Origin of the sequence: Kaistia sp. 32K (assembly GCF_016629525.1) — a bacterium.
In the GTDB taxonomy this organism is placed as follows: domain Bacteria; phylum Pseudomonadota; class Alphaproteobacteria; order Rhizobiales; family Kaistiaceae; genus Kaistia.
In genome coordinates, this window is the sequence record NZ_AP024269.1 from 337,183 (window position 1) to 353,697 (window position 16,515).

16 protein-coding genes and 1 riboswitch are annotated in these 16,515 nt (G+C 68.1%); of the genes, 8 read left to right on the forward strand and 8 right to left on the reverse strand.

What is annotated here, in order from left to right; genetic code table 11:
• The first annotated feature begins 105 nt into the window (after nt 1–105).
• Nucleotides 106–531, forward strand: coding sequence for a tellurite resistance TerB family protein (locus K32_RS01495; RefSeq protein ID WP_201402328.1), 426 nt, complete (start codon nt 106–108; stop codon nt 529–531).
• A 3-nt stretch (nt 532–534) separates the two neighbouring features.
• Here the strand turns inward: K32_RS01495 and K32_RS01500 are convergent, their stop codons facing one another.
• The gene (locus K32_RS01500) at nt 535–1,458 is read right to left on the reverse strand and encodes a transporter substrate-binding domain-containing protein (protein ID WP_201402329.1); all 924 of its coding nucleotides are present in this window, start codon (nt 1,456–1,458) and stop codon (nt 535–537) included.
• A 241-nt stretch (nt 1,459–1,699) separates the two neighbouring features.
• Between K32_RS01500 and K32_RS01505 the strand changes: the two genes are divergently transcribed.
• On the forward strand, nt 1,700–3,400 hold the full coding sequence (locus K32_RS01505; protein ID WP_201402330.1) for a glycosyltransferase family 2 protein: 1,701 nt from the start codon (nt 1,700–1,702) through the stop codon (nt 3,398–3,400).
• On the opposite strand, the gene K32_RS01510 is transcribed toward K32_RS01505, so the two are convergent.
• Nucleotides 3,401–4,081 carry a spermidine synthase gene (locus tag K32_RS01510; protein WP_201402331.1) on the reverse strand — a complete coding sequence of 227 codons (681 nt, stop codon included), beginning with the start codon at nt 4,079–4,081 and terminating at the stop codon, nt 3,401–3,403.
• Between the two features lie 102 nt (nt 4,082–4,183).
• Nucleotides 4,184–4,900 (reverse strand): ligase-associated DNA damage response endonuclease PdeM, encoded by a 717-nt coding sequence (gene pdeM, locus K32_RS01515; RefSeq protein WP_201402332.1) that lies wholly within the window; start codon nt 4,898–4,900, stop codon nt 4,184–4,186.
• Nucleotides 4,901–5,125: 225 nt separating this feature from the next.
• Between pdeM and K32_RS01520 the strand changes: the two genes are divergently transcribed.
• From K32_RS01520 to K32_RS01530, 3 genes are read left to right on the forward strand one after another with little or no spacing between them, the layout of a single operon-like run.
• Complete coding sequence (locus tag K32_RS01520) at nt 5,126–5,833, forward strand: RNA polymerase sigma factor (RefSeq protein WP_201402333.1); 708 nt, start codon at nt 5,126–5,128, stop codon at nt 5,831–5,833.
• 47 nt (nt 5,834–5,880) lie between these two features.
• Complete coding sequence (locus K32_RS01525; RefSeq protein WP_201402334.1) at nt 5,881–6,411, forward strand: DUF4142 domain-containing protein; 531 nt, start codon at nt 5,881–5,883, stop codon at nt 6,409–6,411.
• Complete coding sequence (locus K32_RS01530) at nt 6,408–6,755, forward strand: cupredoxin domain-containing protein (protein WP_201402335.1); 348 nt, start codon at nt 6,408–6,410, stop codon at nt 6,753–6,755. Before K32_RS01525 ends, K32_RS01530 begins: the two co-directional genes overlap by 4 nt.
• A gap of 332 nt (nt 6,756–7,087) precedes the next feature.
• On the opposite strand, the gene K32_RS01535 is transcribed toward K32_RS01530, so the two are convergent.
• Nucleotides 7,088–9,640: a ligase-associated DNA damage response DEXH box helicase gene (locus K32_RS01535; protein ID WP_201404301.1), complete on the reverse strand. Its 2,553-nt coding sequence runs from the start codon at nt 9,638–9,640 to the stop codon at nt 7,088–7,090.
• An 85-nt stretch (nt 9,641–9,725) separates the two neighbouring features.
• A complete protein-coding gene (locus tag K32_RS01540; protein WP_201402336.1) occupies nt 9,726–10,205 on the reverse strand; it encodes a hypothetical protein in 480 nt (159 codons plus the stop codon).
• 123 nt (nt 10,206–10,328) lie between these two features.
• Between K32_RS01540 and K32_RS01545 the strand changes: the two genes are divergently transcribed.
• Nucleotides 10,329–11,351, forward strand: a complete 1,023-nt coding sequence (locus K32_RS01545; protein ID WP_201402337.1) for a ligase-associated DNA damage response exonuclease — start codon at nt 10,329–10,331, stop codon at nt 11,349–11,351.
• Here the strand turns inward: K32_RS01545 and K32_RS01550 are convergent.
• Nucleotides 11,330–12,259 carry a DMT family transporter gene (locus K32_RS01550; protein WP_201402338.1) on the reverse strand — a complete coding sequence of 310 codons (930 nt, stop codon included), beginning with the start codon at nt 12,257–12,259 and terminating at the stop codon, nt 11,330–11,332. The two genes, K32_RS01545 and K32_RS01550, sit on opposite strands and share 22 nt — an antisense overlap.
• A gap of 87 nt (nt 12,260–12,346) precedes the next feature.
• Nucleotides 12,347–12,497: riboswitch (FMN riboswitch) on the reverse strand.
• A 105-nt stretch (nt 12,498–12,602) separates the two neighbouring features.
• Between K32_RS01550 and K32_RS01555 the strand changes: the two genes are divergently transcribed.
• Together K32_RS01555 and K32_RS01560 are read left to right on the forward strand one after the other, a co-directional pair.
• Entirely contained in the window at nt 12,603–14,384 is a 1,782-nt protein-coding gene (locus K32_RS01555; RefSeq protein ID WP_201402339.1) for a cisplatin damage response ATP-dependent DNA ligase, read from the forward strand.
• 106 nt (nt 14,385–14,490) lie between these two features.
• Nucleotides 14,491–14,760 carry a DUF6460 domain-containing protein gene (locus K32_RS01560; RefSeq protein ID WP_201402340.1) on the forward strand — a complete coding sequence of 90 codons (270 nt, stop codon included), beginning with the start codon at nt 14,491–14,493 and terminating at the stop codon, nt 14,758–14,760.
• 18 nt (nt 14,761–14,778) lie between these two features.
• Here K32_RS01560 and K32_RS01565 read toward each other — a convergent pair whose 3' ends face one another.
• A complete protein-coding gene (locus tag K32_RS01565) occupies nt 14,779–15,555 on the reverse strand; it encodes a TIGR02186 family protein (RefSeq protein ID WP_201402341.1) in 777 nt (258 codons plus the stop codon).
• Nucleotides 15,552–16,481: a sulfite exporter TauE/SafE family protein gene (locus K32_RS01570; RefSeq protein WP_201402342.1), complete on the reverse strand. Its 930-nt coding sequence runs from the start codon at nt 16,479–16,481 to the stop codon at nt 15,552–15,554. The genes K32_RS01565 and K32_RS01570 overlap by 4 nt, the downstream gene beginning before the upstream one ends.
• Between the last annotated feature and the right edge of the window lie 34 nt (nt 16,482–16,515).

The window sequence follows — 16,515 nt, forward strand, 5'->3', positions numbered from 1 at the left end:
CGTTCTGGCCGCGACAAGGCGGTGGTTGAACGGTGCACCAAGAGATCCTAATTTGGGCGGACCCATCCAGACGGGAATTTGGCCCGCGTGCAGGAGCGTATCGACATGGACAAGCCGACCGGCAGCACGGTCTCCCCGCAGGAGGCTCTGATCTATGCGATGGTGACGCTGTCCGCGGTGGACCGCCAGATGACCGACCGCGAGCTGCGCAAGATCGGCGATGTCGTCAACACGCTGCCGATCTTCGGCGGCTTCGACACGGACCGGCTGATCGCGGTCGCCGAAGCCTGCGCTGCCATCACCCGCGAGGACGATGGTCTGCACGCCGTGCTCGCCACCATCGCGACCTCGCTGCCGAAGAAGCTGCACGAGACGGCCTATGCGCTCGCCGTCGAGGTCGCGGCGGCGGATTTGCATGTCGAGCAGGAGGAGCTGCGCTTCCTCGAGCTGCTGCGCGACGTGCTCGACGTCGACGCGCTGACGGCGGCGGCGATCGAACGCGGCGCCCGCGCCCGCTACCGGACGCTCTGAGACCTAAAAATACCCGACCGGGAAGTAGCGGAGATAGAGCTCCGCGAACGCGCCCTTGTCGTAGAGGCTGTCGAGCGCCCAGTTGAGCGCGAGCCGCAGGTCCTTGCGATCGGGTGGCAGCGCGATCGCAAGCCCCGGACCGAAGAAGCGCGGCTCGACATAGGGGCCGCCGACGAAGGCGCAGCAATTCGCCGCCGGCTCCGACTGCAGCCAGAACGCCAGCTGCACGCCGTCGCCGAAGACGAGATCGGCCGTTCCCGCCTTGAGCGCGTCATGCGCCGCCTCCGGCGTCTCGACCGCGACGGCGACGGCTTCCGGGAAGAAGTCGGCGAGATAGGCCTCGTGTGCGCTGCCCTTGGCGACTGCCACCTTGCGGCCGGCGAGGCCTCCCGCGTCGAGACGGGGCGCGGCGCTCGCCTTGCGCGCCGCAAAGCGGGCGGCGGGGCGCAGATAGACATCGGAAAAATCAAGCTTGGCGCGGCTTTCCGGCGTGATCGCGATGCCGGCGAGCGCGGCGTCGACGCGGCCGGCGGCGACCGTGTCGATCAGCCCGTCCCAGGGCCGCGCCTGGATGGTGCAGGGAACGCTCAGCTCGCGGCAGATCGCCCGCGCCAGATCGACATTGAAGCCGGTCAGCCGGCCGTCGGCGCCCTTGAAATTATAGGGCGGAAAGTCGTCCGTCGTCGTGAAGCGGATGCCGGTCAGCGAGGTCGTGGCCGGCCGGTCGAGCCGGCGGTTCGGATCCCAGAGGTTGGGAATGACGACCCCGGACGACGATATCGCCGGCGTCGGCGCGGTGTCCTGGGCGAGCGCGCTTCCGGCCTGGCCGGCGCCGCCGGTCCGCATCCCGAGGCTCGCCAGCATCACGAGGCCTGCCAGGGTCGCGATACCCGCCAAGGTCGCGATGCTTGCCAACTGACGCCGCATGCCTGTATCACTCTCGGCTTGGATTACGTTACGGAAGCGCCTGATGCGCGGTGGACTATAGACCAATTGTCGTCCGGGCAAGAGCCCGAAGGAGCGGACAGCGGGGTCTGGTTTGGATCACGAGGCAGGACTGGAACCGCCACGGCGAGCGGAACCTGACGGCGAGCTGCACTATGCGCTGCTCGCCGCGCGCCTCGGGCTGGCGTTCGATCCCTTGCCCCGCAAGAGCTGGGAGCGCGGGATGCCCGTCGGCGATGCGGATCTCGCCGATCTCGCCACTTCCATCCGTGCCGGCAAGACCGCGCTGATCGAGGACGGAACGTCGCGCCGCCTTCTGGTCGCGCCGGAGCCGGCGCAGGCCGGGCGGCTCGCGACCGTGCTCGAGCGGCTGCCGGGTCTTGCGTCGCGGCTCGTCGTAACGACGCCCGCCGTGATCCGGCGCTGCCTCACCGAGGCCGCCAGCGGTCCGCTGCTGGAGGAGGCGGTGACGGGGCTCGACCGCGACCAGCCGGAGCTTTCGGCCCGCCGGCTGCTGACGCCGCGCCAGATCCTGGGCGGTTTCGTCCTCTTCCTGCTTCTGGCGCTCGCCTTCTGGTATGACGGCCGCCTCGTTCTCCAGGGCTTCAATCTCGTCGCCGGGTTCCTTTTCCTCGCTCTCGTCATGCTGCGGCTTCTCGCGGTCAGCATCGTATTGGAGCGGACCATGCGGCCGCCGCCGCCGCTCGTGGTCGATCGGGATCGGTTGCCCGTCTACAGTGTCCTCGTCCCGCTCTACGACGAGGCGCACATGGTCGCCGATCTCGTGGGCGCGCTCGGCCGCCTCGACTGGCCGAAGGACCGGCTCGACATCAAGTTCATCGTCGAGGCCCGCGACCGCAAGACCCGACATGCCGTCGAGCGGCTCGGCCTCGGTCCGCCTTTCGAGATGATCGTCGTGCCGGACCGGGCGCCCCGCACCAAGCCGAAGGCGCTCAATTTCGCCCTGCCGCTGGCGCGCGGCAGCTTCGTCACCGTTTATGACGCGGAGGACCGGCCCGATCCCGGCCAGTTGATCGAGGCCTATCTGGCCTTCGCCGAAGGCGACGCGCGACTCGCCTGCATCCAGGCGCCGCTCCTGATCGACAATGACGAGACCAATGGGCTCACCGCCTTCTTCGCGATGGAATATTCGATGCAGTTCGACGGCGTGCTGCCCATGCTCGCCGCGCTCGACATGCCGCTGCCGCTCGGAGGCACGTCGAACCATTTCCGCATCGAAGCGCTGCGCGACGTCGGCGGCTGGGATCCCTACAACGTGACCGAGGACGCCGATCTCGGCATCCGCTTCGCCCGCTGCGGCTATCGCACCAGCACGATCACGCGGCCGACCTATGAGGAGGCGCCGCGCACGACCAAGCTCTGGCTGAAGCAGCGGACGCGCTGGCTGAAGGGCTGGATGCAGACCTTCCTGGTGCATTCGCGCCAGCCGATCCGGCTCTGGCGGGCGCTCGGCCCGCGCCGCATGCTCGGCTTCATCCTGACGGGTTTCGGCGCCATCGTGGCGGCGGCGATCTACCCGATCTACCTGGCCACCGCCGTCGCCCTGCTGATCGATCCCTCGGCGCTCTGGCGGGCGGAAACTCCGCTCGGATCGGCGATGATCTTCCTGAACGTCTTCAACTTCGTCGCCGCCTATGTCGCGTTCGCGCTGCTGTCGCGCGCGACGCTCCGGATGCGTCAAAGGAAGCGCCAGCCGGGCATCCTGCTCTTCCTGCCCGGTTACTGGCTGCTCCTGTCGCTCGCCTGCTACCGGGCCTTCTTCCAGCTGATCGTCGCGCCGCATCGCTGGGAGAAGACGAAGCATCACGGGCAGGAAGGCCGGCGCAGCCTCGTCGCGGCGCCGCTGCCGGCCCGCGCCCTGGCCCCGCCCTCGGAAATGCGCCGCCGTCTCGGTCCGGCCTGATCAGGCGCCCGGCCGCGTCGCGAGCCAGATGACGTGCTTGGCGCCGCTGCGGCCGCGATTGGCCCGCACCCGGACCTCCTCGACGGCGAAGCCGGACCTGCGCAGGCGCTGCGTGAAGACGGCGCTGGGGCCGGAGGACCAGACGGCGAGCACGCCGCCGGGGCGGAGCGCTCCATAGGCGGCGCCGAGCCCCTGCAGCGTATAGAGCCCGTCATTCGACTCGCGCGTCAGCCCGTCCGGACCGTTGTCGACATCGAGCAGGATGGCATCGAAGCTGCCGCGTCCGGCGCGGATCGGGTCGCCGACATCGCCGACATGGATTTTTACGCGGGGATCATCGAGGCAATCGCCGAAGACCGGCTGCATCGGCCCGCGCGCCCAGGCGACGACGGCCGGCACGAGCTCGGCGACCGTGATCGCGGCGTCCGGACCGAACTCGGCCAGCGCCGCGCGCAACGTAAATCCCATGCCGAGGCCGCCGATCAGGATCCGCGGGCTGGCTCGCCCGGCGATGCGTTCGGCGCTCAGCGAGGCGAGCGCTTCCTCCGATCCGCTCAGGCGGCTGTTCATCAGCTCGTTCGAGCCGATCATGATGGAAAACTCGGCGCCGCGCTGCATCAGCCGCAGCGTTCCGCCGCCGCCGGGAATGTCTGCCGTGTCGAGCCGGACCCAGGGTATCAAGCGCTCACTCTTCCGTTCTGTCGTCGAAAACGCCGGCACCATATACGGAGGATCCGGCGCCGGGCAGGGGAGTCCCGCCTGATTTCGCTGGCGTGTCGACGGCTATTCGCCCTTGAGGCGGCGGCCGGCGACGGCGTGGACGGCGTCGCCCAGCATCCAGGCATGGAAGGCATGGCCGTCGAAGAGCGGCCGGAACGCGGCGTCGAGGACGTTGAGCCCGCCGGCGAGCGCGCCGAAGGCCGGCATGACCAGCCGGTTGCCGTCGGCCGCGAAGCAGCGGCGGCGGATCGAGCGGCCGCGGCCGACGAGCCGGGCGGCGGGATGGAGATGGCCGGCGATCTCGCCCGGCCGGGCGCCGGCGCGCGGTTCGTGGCGAAAGACGAGCGGGCCGACGGAAAATTCGCCGGTCGCCCAGCCGCCGAGCTCGCGCGGCGGCTCCGGATCATGGTTGCCAGCGATCCAGATCCATTCGGCCGAGGCGGTCATCGCCCGCAGCGCCGCGCGGTCGCTCTCGTCGAGGCGCTGGTCGCCCGTCCTGTCGTGAAAACTGTCGCCGAGCGCGATGACGCGTTGAGGCGCCAGGCGGGCGAGGATCGCCGCGAGCCGCGCCAGCGTCGTCCGCGTGTCGTAGGGCGGCAGCATCTGGCCGCGCCGCGCGAAGGACGAGCCCTTTTCGAGATGCAGGTCGGCGACGACAAGCGTGCGCTCGTCCGGCCACCAGAGCGCGCCCTCGACCAGCGGGACCAGCGGCACCGAGGCGACCGAGAGCCCGGCTGTCGCCGTTTCCGTCCTGTCCGGGGCTGTCGCGGTTCCTTGCATGTCGTTCCGGTTCGAAGCGGGGGATTGAATCAGGCGAGCATTCTAGCATTCGCGGCGCCGCACGAAACCTCGAAGCGCGTCCGTGTCGCCTCGCTCCTACATTCCTGCGAAGCGGCGTACAATCTTTCCGGCAGATGTCCGGGGCCGGGAACCCTTTGGCATCGCCCGCATCCAATGAGCGCCCACCGATCGCGACCGCGCTTGGGGGCGGACGAGGAGGCAGGAATGGCCAGCCACGAACTTGCCCGCATCGAACTCGGCGAAGCCGATTTGATCCTCCGCGCGCTCCGGCACGAGGAGGCGGCGATCCGCACCATCATCCGTCAGAACAACCGGCGCCTGTTCCGCCTGGCGCGCGGCATGACCGGCAATGACGACGAGGCGGAGGATATCGTGCAGGCGGCCTATGTCCGCGCCTTCTTGAGGCTCGGCAGCTTCCGCCGTGAATCGAGCCTCGCCACCTGGCTGTCGCGCATCGTCATCAACGAGGCGCTCGGCCGCATCCGCCGCCGCCATCCGACGGTCGAGCTGACGCCGATGATCGAGGCCGAAGCGACCGAAGCCGACATCATCCCGTTCCCGCTGGCGGCAGCCAGCCCAGATCCGGAGAGGAGCATGGCCCAGCGCGAGATCCGCCAACTGGTCGAGGCCGCGATTGACGCGCTCCCGGAACCGTTCCGCATCGTGCTCGTCGCCCGCCTGGTCGAGGACCTCTCGGTCGAGGAGACGGCGTCGCTGTTCGAGCTCAAGCCCGAGACGGTGAAGACGCGCCTGTTCCGGGCGCGTAAGCTGCTGCGGCAGGCGCTGGAAGCCAAAGTCGGCGACGTGCTGGGCGATGCCTTTCCCTTCGGCGGCGCGCGCTGCGAGCGCATGGCCGACCGCGTCGTGGCGATCCTCGCATCGCGGGAACCTTCGTCGACCAGCGACATCTAACGGATCGTCACGGGCCACCCGGCCATCGCACCGACAAGGAGATCATCATGAACGCGCTGAAAACGATGGGCATCGCCCTTGGCGGGCTGATGCTGACGACGACGCTTGGCTTTGCGGCCGAGACCGCGAAGCCGACCGATCCGGAGATCGCCCACATCGTCTACACGGCCGACACCATCGACATCAAAGCGGCGGAACACGCCGTGAAGACATCCAAGAACAAGGCCGTGCTGGAGTTTGCCAAGGACATGATCCGTGACCACGAGGCGGTCAACAAGCAGGCCCTGGCGCTCGCCGCCAAGCTCAAGGTCACGCCGAAGGACAATGCAACCAGCCAGGCGCTGACGAAACAGGCGGACGCGACGGCGAAGCATCTCGCGACGCTGAAGGGGGCGGCCTTCGACAAGGCCTATGCCGACAACGAGGTCGCCTATCACCATGCCGTCAATACGGCGCTCGAGACGACGCTGATCCCGGCGGCGCAGAACGCGCAACTGAAGGACCTGCTGACGACGGGCCTCAAGATCTTCCAGGGCCATGAGGAGCACGCCCGCATGGTGGCGGGAGAGCTGAAGTGACGGGCGGCTGGGACCGCCGGCGGGCGCGCGTCGCGTTGGCGATCGCCGGCGTCGTGCTCCTGCCGGCCGCTTTTGCGCCTGTCGCTGCATCGGCCGAGACGATCACCGTCCAGGTGAGCAAGCTCGCCTTTGTTCCAACCAGTGTCACGGCGAAGATCGGCGACACGATCGAATGGGTGAACTCTGATTTCGTCGATCACACGGCGACCGCGACCGACAGGGGCTTCGACGTGAAGCTGCCGGCCGGCAAGACCGGCAGCGTGACGCTGACGAAGGCGGGGACGTTCCCGTATTTCTGCCGGGTCCACCCGATGATGAAGGGGACGATCGCGGTTACGGAGTAGGGGAGTTTGTCCTCCCCAGAGGGGCTACGCCGCGCCTGCTGCGGCACTGGAGTGCGTGGCCCCGCCGCTCGCCCACCCTCGCCGTTATCCCGCGCTCGCCGTCATCCCTGCGAAAGCAGGGATCCATGCAGCCGCCCTTTTGGGAGGTTCGCACGCCCGCCGCTTCGGCTCAATGGATCCCGGGTCAAGCCCGGGATGACGGCGAGGGTGGGGGACCCGTGGAGCTAGGAGGCGGTGAGAACTAAGTAAAAGCCAAGCGCCAAGCGCCAAGAGTGGGAGCCCAAGCCCAAGCCTAAGACAAAGACAAAGACCAGGAGGCGAGGGGCGCCCCCTCACTCCACCGCAGCCCTCTCCACCACTTCGCCCATCGCCTCACGGACGAGGTCGTCGGCGTTCTCGCGCAGGATCGCCTCGTTCGCCTCGCCGCCGACCGGCTCCTTGCCGATGTCGAGCATCACCGGCACGGCGAGCGGCGAGATGCGGTCGAGCGGCTGATGCCGGATGTGGTCCTTCACCCGCGCCAGCATGTCGGAGAGACGGCGGACGTCGAGCAGCCCGGTCGCGGCATCCGCCCAGGTTGCCTGCAGCAGGATGTGGTCAGGCTCGTGGGAACGCAGCACGTCGTAGATCAAATCCGTCGAGATCGTGACCTGCCGGCCGGTCTTCTCGCGGCCCGGATGCCGGCGCTCGATCAGGCCGGAAATCAGCGCGCAGCTGCGAAAAGTCCGCTTCAGGAGGTGGCTTTCCGCCAGCCAGGCGTCGAGATCGTCGCCCAGCATGTCCTGGTCGAACAGGTCGCCGACCGATGGCTTATCCCGGGCGAAGGCGGCGCCCATGTCGCCGAGGCCCCAGACGGCGAGCGCATAATCGGAGGCGACGAAGCCCATCGGCTTCAGCTTCGCCCGCTCGAGCCGCCGCGTCAGCAGCATGCCGAGCGTCTGGTGCGCCAGGCGCCCCTCGAACGGATAGGCGACCATGTAGAAGCGGTCGCCGCGCGGAAAGGTCTCGACCAGAAGCTCGTCGCGCGCCGGCAGGACGGAGGCCCATTTCTGCAAGGCGAGCCAGTCGGAGACCTGATGCGGCAGCCGGCTCCAGGCGCTCTCGTCGGCGATGAGCCCGCGCACGCCGTCGGCCAGATAGGTCGAGAGCGGGAACTTGCCGCCAAAATAGGACGGCACCTTCGGCGCCTCGTTCACCGTGCGGCTGGCGATCGCCTCATTGTCGCGAATGCCCTCGAAGCGCAGCACGAGGCCCGCGAACAGGAAGGTGTCGCCCGGCACCAGCGTCTCGAGGAAATATTCCTCCACCTCGCCGAGCACGCGGCCGCCCATGCCGAGCGGGCCGCCGCTTCTTCGCGAGGCGAGCCGCACCTTCAGCATCGGATCGGCGACGATGGTGCCGACATTCAGCCGGTATTGCTGCGCGACGCTCGGATGGGTGATGCGCCAGGTGCCGTCGGCGACCCGGCGGATCTTGGCGAAGCGTTCATAGCTCTTCAGCGCATAGCCGCCCGTGGCGACGAAATCGACCACGCGGTCGAAGGTCTCGCGCGGCAGCGACGCATAGGGCGCGGCGGAGCAGATTTCTTCATGCAGGTCGTTGGCAGCGAACGGGGCGGCGCAGGCCATGCCCAACACATGCTGCGCCAGCACGTCGAGCGAACCGGATTTCGGGCGCGGCGTATCCTGCGCGCCGATCGTGCTTGCCTCCAGCGCCACGGTGCATTCCATGACCTCGAAGCGGTTGGCCGGCACCAGCAGCGCGCGCGAGGGCTCGTCCATGCGGTGGTTGGCGCGGCCGATGCGCTGCGCCAGCCGGCTCGCGCCCTTCGGCGCGCCGACATTGACGACCAGATCGACATTGCCCCAGTCGATGCCGAGATCGAGAGTCGAGGTGCAGACGACGCAGCGGAGGCTCCCCGCCGCCATCGCCGCCTCGACCCGGCGGCGCTGCGCGACGTCGAGCGAGCCGTGATGCAGCGCGATCGGCAGCGCGTCCTCGTTGACCTGCCAGAGTTCCTGGAAGACGCGCTCGGCCTGGCTGCGCGTGTTGACGAAAACCAGCACCATGCCGTTCGCCTGGATCGCGGCGTAGATCTCGCCGATCGCATGCACGGCCGAATGCCCGGCCCAGGGCAGGCGTTCCTCTGTATCGAGGATCGAGATTTCCGGCTTGGCGCCGCCGGCGACGGTGACGAGATCGGACAGGTTGGCCGGTTCGCCTTGTGTCTGCGGCATCAGCCAGGCGCGCAGATCGTCCGGCTCGGAGACGGTCGCCGACAGGCCGACGGTGCGCAGATCCGGCGCCAGCCGCCGCAGCCGGGCGAGACCGAGCGCCAGCAGGTCCCCGCGCTTCGCCGTCACCAGGGCGTGCAGCTCGTCGAAGATGACGGTCTTCAAATCGCCGAAGAAGCGGCCGGCATCCGGATTGGAGAGGAGCAGGGCCAGCTGCTCCGGCGTCGTCAGCAGGATCTCCGGCGGCTTCAGCTTCTGGCGCTGGCGCTTGTGCGCCGGTGTATCGCTGGTGCGGGTCTCGATCGAGATGTCGAGACCGATCTCGGCGGCGGGCGCCTCGAGATTGCGGGCGATGTCGACGGCGAGCGCCTTCAGCGGCGAGATGTAGAGCGTATGCGGCCCGCGTCCGCCTTTTCCCGCCGGCGGGCGCGTCGCGAGATCGACGAGGGTGGGCAGGAAACCGGCCAAAGTCTTGCCGGCGCCGGTCGGCGCGATCAGCAGCGCAGAGCGGTTCTCCGCCGCCTTTTCCAAGAGCGCGAGCTGATGCGGCCGCGGCGCCCAGCCGCGACGGGCGAACCAGTCGGCGAACGAGTCGGGCAGGCTCGCGACAAGGCTTCCAGGGTCGGCTTGGGGGCGAAACTGGTGCGTCACGTTCGAGAGGTAGCGCGCGGCACGGTCATCGCCAAGGGAAAACTGGAACAAAACGGGACCGAAGTCGCGAAGCCCGGCAAGGCCATCAGGCCCGTTCGAACCGCATTACCCAGTTCTTTTCCCAATTGTCGCCGCCATCGGCCGAGAACCATTGTTCCCAGATCGGCCGCTCGCCGGCCGTCCAGTCGAAGCGCACACGCACCGGAACCCCGCCCTCCCTATCGTCGCCGAAGAACTGGCCATGCCCGTCCCGGAACTGGCCGATCGTTGGCGGGAAAAGCCGGAAGCTTTTGCTGTCCGACCAGTAGATCGACCAAAGGCCGGAAACGGGATCGAAGAGGCGCAGCGTCATGCCGGTGAAGCCGCGCGCCGGGACGAACATCGTGTCCAGATTGCCGCCATGCCCGCCCGCATGCCTCCCCTCGGGGATCGGCATCACCTTCTCCACGCGGGATGTTGCCGGGAATGTTTCCCACTCCGTCGAGCCGACGAGGCGGTGCTTCAGGAACTCGTTGGTGATGGTCCACTCGCCGATCAGGAAGTCGAAGTCGCCGAAATCACTCATCTGCCCCTCCGCGCGATGCTGGGAGCATGACGTTGTCGCAGCGGAAAGGGAACGGCAAGAAATCCTCGCGCCGGTCTCGCAGGTTTCCCTTTCATCCGGGTCGAGACCACCTAGATTGGAGGCATGCGTCCATTCGACCTGCTGTCCCCCGTTCCGGAAGGCCTCTATTGCCCGCTCGGCGGCTTTCACATCGATCCCGTGCGGCCGGTGGCGCGGGCGCTGATCACCCATGGCCATTCCGACCACGCGCGGCCAGGCCACGGCGCCGTGATGGCGACGCGCGAGACGCTCCGGATCATGGCGGAACGGTATGGCCCGGATTTCGCCGGCAGCGAGACGGTGGCGCGCTTCGGCGAGGCGGTCACGATCGGCGACGTTACCGTGCAGTTTCATCCGGCCGGTCATGTGCTGGGCTCGGCGCAGATCGCCGTCGAGGCGAAGGGAATGCGCATCGTCGCGTCCGGCGATTACAAGCGCCGGCGCGACCCCACCTGCGCGCCGTTCGAGCCGGTCAAATGCGACGTCTTCATCACCGAGGCGACCTTTGGCCTGCCGGTGTTCCGCCATCCCGATGATGGTCACGAGATCGGCAAGCTGCTCGCCTCGCTCGACGCCTTTCCGGAGCGGGCGCATCTCGTCGGCGCCTATGCGCTCGGCAAGGCGCAGCGGGTGATCAAGCGGCTGCGCGAGGAAGGCTACGACCGGACGATCTATATCCACGGCGCGCTGGAGCGGCTCTGCCGGCTCTATCAGGAAGAGGGCATCGACCTCGGCCCGCTGGAGGCGGCGACCGTCGAGGGCGGGCGCAAATCGAATGGCGGCGTTGATTTCGCCGGCGCCATCGTTGTCGGGCCGCCCTCCGCCTTCGCCGATCGTTGGGCGCGGCGGTTTCCCGATCCCGTCTCTTGCTTCGCATCGGGCTGGATGTCGATCCGCCAGCGCGCCAAGCAGCGCGGCGTCGAGCTGCCGCTGATCATCTCGGATCACTGCGACTGGGCCGAGCTGACCCAGACCATCGCCGAGATTGTTCCCGCCGAGGTCTGGGTCACGCATGGCCGCGAGGAGGCGCTGGTGCGCTGGTGCGAGCTGGCCGGGATCCGCGCCCGGCCGCTGCACATGGTCGGCTACGAGGACGAAGCGGAGTAGGCGGTCTTGGCGCCCTGCTGCCGGCTCTCGCGCCAGAGCAGGAACATCGAGGCGCCGACGATCAGCGCCGCGCCCGCCCAGAGATGGCTGGGCGGGATCCAGCCGAACACGAGCCAGCCGGCGATGACGTTGAGCGGCAGCTTCACATGGTCGAAGGGCTGCACATAGGCGGCGTCGGCGCGGGCATAGGCGAGCGCGAGAAAACCCTGGGCCGCGGCGGTGAGCACGCCGACGGCGATTATGGCGATCCAGGCGTCGCCGGACGGCAGGACGATGCCCGTGGGCAGCGCCAGCAGCAGATTGACCGGCGCGAGCAGCAGCAGCAGCCAGGCGGTCACCGCCTCGGGGCTGTCCTCGGCGAGCAGCTTCTTCTGCACGAGCGAGGCGCCGGCCCAGAGCACGGAGGCTGCCAGCGGATAGAGGCTGGCGGTGGTGAAGCTTTCCGAGAAGGGATCGAGGATGATCAGCCCGCCGGCGAAGCCGACGACGACGGCGAGCCAGCGCTCGATCGAGACCTTCTCGCCCAGGAATAGCCCGGCGCCGAGCGTGACGACGAAGGGCGAGGTCATGACGAGGGCGATCGCCTGACCGATCGGCACGGCATGCGAGAGGCCGAGCACCCAGAACTGCACGCCGACGGCGGCGAGCAGGACGCGCAGCGCCTGCAGGCCCGGGCGGCGGGTCCGGAGCGAGGGCAGGCCGCGCCGCGCCGCCCAGGGCAGGACGACGACGAGGGCGATCGCATATTGCAGGAAGGCGGCGGTCGGCGCCGGCAGATGCAGGCTGACGGTGGCGACCTGTTCGAGCGTATTGACGCCGGCGAAGGCGACGCCGGCGAGGATCATCCAGAACGCGCCGGCAACGGGCGCTCCGAGAGCGGAAGGCTTTGCGAGGGTCGTCTGACTCATGTTGGTTCCCATCGGGTTCGACAACACGAAATCAGGGCATGAGCGACAGCCATTGCGCCGGCCGCGAGGGCCGGGTTGCAATGTCTTCGCCGTTCTCTTCCATCCGGACTATGACCGTCGGCTTCGGAATTCAACCGAATCTGCTGACCCCTCCCGCTGGAACGGAAAGGCGCTCGCGGGCTTGAAGGAGAACCTTCTTACCGCCGGTGGGGAGTTTCACCCCGCCCTGAGAACGAGATCCGGCGAAACGCCGGACCGCCCACATCTAGTCGGTCGCCGCCACCACTTCAACCCGGGCGCGCCGGGGCTTTCGCTGACCGCCGCCATTACCTAGATTGCCGCCATGCAGGCCTTCGCCGCCCTTCTCGACCGCCTGATCCTGACGCCGTCGCGCAACGCCAAGCTGCGGCTGATGGCGGAGTATTTTCGCGAGACCCCGGATCCCGATCGCGGCTGGGCGCTGGCGGCGCTGACCGGCTCCCTCGACGTCCCCGCCGTCAAGCCGGCGATGCTGCGCGCGCTGGTCGCCGAACGCATCGACGAGGTGCTGTTCGCCTATTCCTACGACTATGTCGGCGACCTCGCCGAGACGATCGCTCTGGTCTGGGACGAGGGAGCGGTGCCGGTACCCCTCTCTCCAACTCTCCCCCACAAGGTGGGAGAGGGCGCGCCGGCGGGTGTTCTCGACGTTTCCATGGACGAAAGCCTAAAGCCCTCCCCCCTTGTGGGGGAGGGTTGGGTGGGGGGTACCACCTCGACTCCTCAAGCCTCTCTCAAGACAAACCTCCCCTCGCTCTCCGCCATCGTCGAGACGCTGCTCGCCTCGTCGCGCGCCGACGGGCCGAGACGCGTCGCCGCCTTTCTCGATGCGCTCGATGCCGAGGGACGCTGGGCGCTGCTGAAGCTCGTCACCGGCGGCCTGCGCATCGGCGTCTCGGCGCGGCTTGCCAAGCAGGCGCTGGCCGATTTCGGCGCCGAAAAGGTCGAAGGGCTGCAGGTCAACGAGATCGAGGAGCTCTGGCACGGCCTCAAGCCGCCTTATCTGCCGCTGTTCGCCTGGCTGGAGGGGCGGGCGGAGAAGCCGGTTTCGTCGGCGCGGGCGCCGTTCCGGCCGGTGATGCTGGCGCAGCCGCTGGAGGAAGCGGACCTGCCTCGCATCGTTCCCGAGATCTATGCGGCGGAGTGGAAATGGGACGGCATCCGGGTGCAAGCGGTGTCGGACCAGGGCGTGCGCCGGCTTTATACGCGCACCGGCGAGGATATCGGCGACACCTTTCCCGACATGCTGGAGGCGCTCGACTTCAAGGGCGCCATCGACGGCGAACTGCTGGTCGGTCGCCGCGAGGGCGAGGTGATTGAGCCGGGCTCGTTCTCCGAGCTGCAGCAGCGCCTCAATCGCAAGACCGTCTCCGGCAAGCTCATCGCCAGCCATCCTGCCTTCATCCGCGCCTATGATTGCCTCGTCGACGGCGAGGACGATGTCCGCGCGCTGCCGTTCCGGGTTCGGCGGGAGCGGTTGGAAAATCTCGTCGCCGGCTCGCTGGCGGGTCGCATCGACCTGTCGCCGCTCGTTGCCTACGAGACGACTGACGATCTCATGGAAAAGCGCAGCCAGCCGCCGGCGCCCATCATCGAGGGGCTGATGCTGAAGCGCTGGGATTCGGTCTACGAGCCCGGCCGGCCGAAGGGGCCATGGTTCAAGTGGAAGCGCGACCCGTACACGGTCGACGCCGTGCTGATGTATGCGCAGCGCGGCCACGGCAAGCGCTCGTCCTTCTATTCCGACTACACCTTCGGCGTCTGGAAGGCGGGCGAGGGCGGTGACGAGCTGGTGCCGGTGGGAAAAGCCTATTTCGGCTTCACCGACGAGGAACTGGTCGAGATCGACCGTTTCGTCCGCCGCAACACGCTGAACCGCTTCGGCCCCGTGCGCGAGGTGACGCATACCGCGGCGACCGGCCTGGTGCTGGAAGTGGCGTTCGAGGGGCTGAACCGTTCGACGCGGCACAAATCCGGCGTCGCCATGCGCTTTCCCCGCATCAGCCGCCTGCGCTGGGACAAGCCGCCGGCCGAGGCCGACCGGATCGAGACGTTGGAGGCGCTGCTCGGCCCGGACGCGGGATGAAACGTCAGCGCTGATTTAGCCGGTTTTCCGGCCGCCCCGATCCGCTATCATCCGACCGAATCGAACGCCGGGTCCGTGTCGGGCGCGGCGTCACAGGAGATGACGAATGAACGGCCTTCAACGCTTCATGGGCGGCTCGCCTGCCCAGGTTCTGCTTCGGCTGATCGTCATTTCGCTGGTCGTCGGCATCGTGCTCTCCGCGCTCGGACTGTCGCCCTACGACATCATCCAGAAGGCGGAGCAGATGGTCTGGCGCATCTGGAACATGGGCTTCGGCGCCATCGAGTGGATATGGAAGTATTTCCTGCTCGGCGCGGTGATCGTCGTCCCGGTCTGGATCGTCATCCGCCTCCTCAACCTGGGCAAGGGCGGCTGACGGCCTCAGTCCTGAGGCTCAGTCCCTGCGGAAGATGACGCCGGCGAGCCAGCCGGTGAAAACCGCCAGGATCACGCAGATCACGCCATAGAGCAGGCCCTGATTGTGGGCGAGGTCGAAGGTGAACTGCTCGAAGCCCATCTTGGCGATGCGGATCTCCGACTGGTCCGTGGCGAGCAGCGCGCCGTCGCGGAACAGGTAGACGTTCACGACATAGCGCCCGACCGGCACGTTGGCCGGAATGCGCATGGCGGTCTGGAAGATCTCGTTGCCGGGAAAGGTGACGCCATAGGCCTCGCTGCGGAACAGGCCGTCCTGCTGTTTCAGCCGGATGAAGGCCTTGCGGAACTCGTCGTCGGAGTCGGCCGTTTCCGCACCGTCGTCGGCCGAGACCGGGAAGATCATGTCGTCGGCGCCGATCTGGAAGCGCTTCAGGATCTGTGGCGTCGTCACCTGCGAAAGCGGGCGCGACGAGTTGATCGCGTAGAAGGACGGGATGTTGACGAAGGTGCGCGAGGCGCTGTTCAGCCAGACGCCGAGAAAGCGGTCCTTCTGGCGGGTCACCACGGTCTCGGGCGGGCCCTTGATCGCCACCACGACATCATAGAACTCGGCGCGCGAGACCGTTGCCGCGTCGCGCTCGATGGCGCCGAAGACGGTGATGCTGGTGCCGGTGAAGTTCGAGGTGATCCGCACCTCCTCGGCCGAGAGCGCGACGATCAGCTGCTCGGCGCGCGCCGGCGGCAGCCCCAGCGAGAGCAGGGCGAGCGCGAGGAGGGCCGCCAGCCGTCTCACCTTGTGTCGCCCGTCAGCGTCGCCAGCGAGAACAGCTCGGCCGGCGTGTGGACGAGATCGACGAGGAAGCGGACGCCGACGGCCAGCACCAGCAGCGCCAGCATGGCGCGCAGCTGGTCGCCGCGGACATAGGCGCCGACCCGCGTTCCGAACTGCGCGCCGATGACGCCGCCGACCATCAGGATCAGGGCGAGCACGCCGTCGACCGTGTGGTTGCTGGTCGATTGCAGCACGGTCGCGACCGCCATCGTGCCGGTCATCTGGATCAGCGAGGTGCCGATGACGATGTTGGTGGGAACGCGCAGCAGGTAGATCAGCGCCGGCACCAGGATGAAGCCGCCGCCAATGCCGAGCAGCGATCCGAGCGCGCCGATGCCGACGCCGATGGCGATGACCGGGATGACGCTGACATAGAGCTTCGAGCGCTGGAAGCGCATCTTGAAGGGCAGGCCGTGCGCCCAGTTGTGCTGGCCGGGCCTGCGCAACGGCGCCGGCCGGCCCTTCCGCGCATTGATCATGGCGCGGATCGATTCCGTCAGCATCAGGCCGCCGACGAGGCCGAGGAAGGTCACGTAGCAGATGGCGATGACCAGATCGAGCTGGCCATAGCGGCGGAGCATGCTGAACAGCCCGACGCCGATCGACGAGCCGACGATGCCGGACGCCACCAGCACCCCGGCGAGCTTCATGTCGACCATCCTGCGGCGCCAGAAGGTGATGGCGGCGGAAGCGGAGGAGGCGACGACCTGCGCCGTCGTGCTCGCGACCGCGACGGCGGGCGGAATGCCGGAGAAGATCAGGAGCGGTGTCAAAAGGAAGCCGCCGCCGACGCCGAAAAGGCCGGACAGGAAGCCGACGGCGCCGCCCATGCCGAAGATGATGAACATGTTCACCGGCAGTTCGGCTATGGGGAGGTAGATCTGCACGACGACAGAACCGCTGGCACTGGGTGGCGTTGAG

What these genes read in the sequence shown, in the direction of transcription:
- K32_RS01500 (WP_201402329.1), bottom strand. Translation starts at nt 1,458, where the DNA reads ATGCGGCGTCAGTTGGCAAGCATCGCGACCTTGGCGGGTATCGCGACC.
- K32_RS01505 (WP_201402330.1), top strand. Translation starts at nt 1,700, where the DNA reads ATGCCCGTCGGCGATGCGGATCTCGCCGATCTCGCCACTTCCATCCGT.
- K32_RS01545 (WP_201402337.1), top strand. Translation starts at nt 10,329, where the DNA reads ATGCGTCCATTCGACCTGCTGTCCCCCGTTCCGGAAGGCCTCTATTGC.
- K32_RS01495 (WP_201402328.1), top strand. Translation starts at nt 106, where the DNA reads ATGGACAAGCCGACCGGCAGCACGGTCTCCCCGCAGGAGGCTCTGATC.
- pdeM (WP_201402332.1), bottom strand. Translation starts at nt 4,900, where the DNA reads ATGCAAGGAACCGCGACAGCCCCGGACAGGACGGAAACGGCGACAGCC.
- K32_RS01540 (WP_201402336.1), bottom strand. Translation starts at nt 10,205, where the DNA reads ATGAGTGATTTCGGCGACTTCGACTTCCTGATCGGCGAGTGGACCATC.
- K32_RS01555 (WP_201402339.1), top strand. Translation starts at nt 12,603, where the DNA reads ATGCAGGCCTTCGCCGCCCTTCTCGACCGCCTGATCCTGACGCCGTCG.
- K32_RS01520 (WP_201402333.1), top strand. Translation starts at nt 5,126, where the DNA reads ATGGCCAGCCACGAACTTGCCCGCATCGAACTCGGCGAAGCCGATTTG.
- K32_RS01560 (WP_201402340.1), top strand. Translation starts at nt 14,491, where the DNA reads ATGAACGGCCTTCAACGCTTCATGGGCGGCTCGCCTGCCCAGGTTCTG.
- K32_RS01525 (WP_201402334.1), top strand. Translation starts at nt 5,881, where the DNA reads ATGAACGCGCTGAAAACGATGGGCATCGCCCTTGGCGGGCTGATGCTG.
- K32_RS01550 (WP_201402338.1), bottom strand. Translation starts at nt 12,259, where the DNA reads ATGAGTCAGACGACCCTCGCAAAGCCTTCCGCTCTCGGAGCGCCCGTT.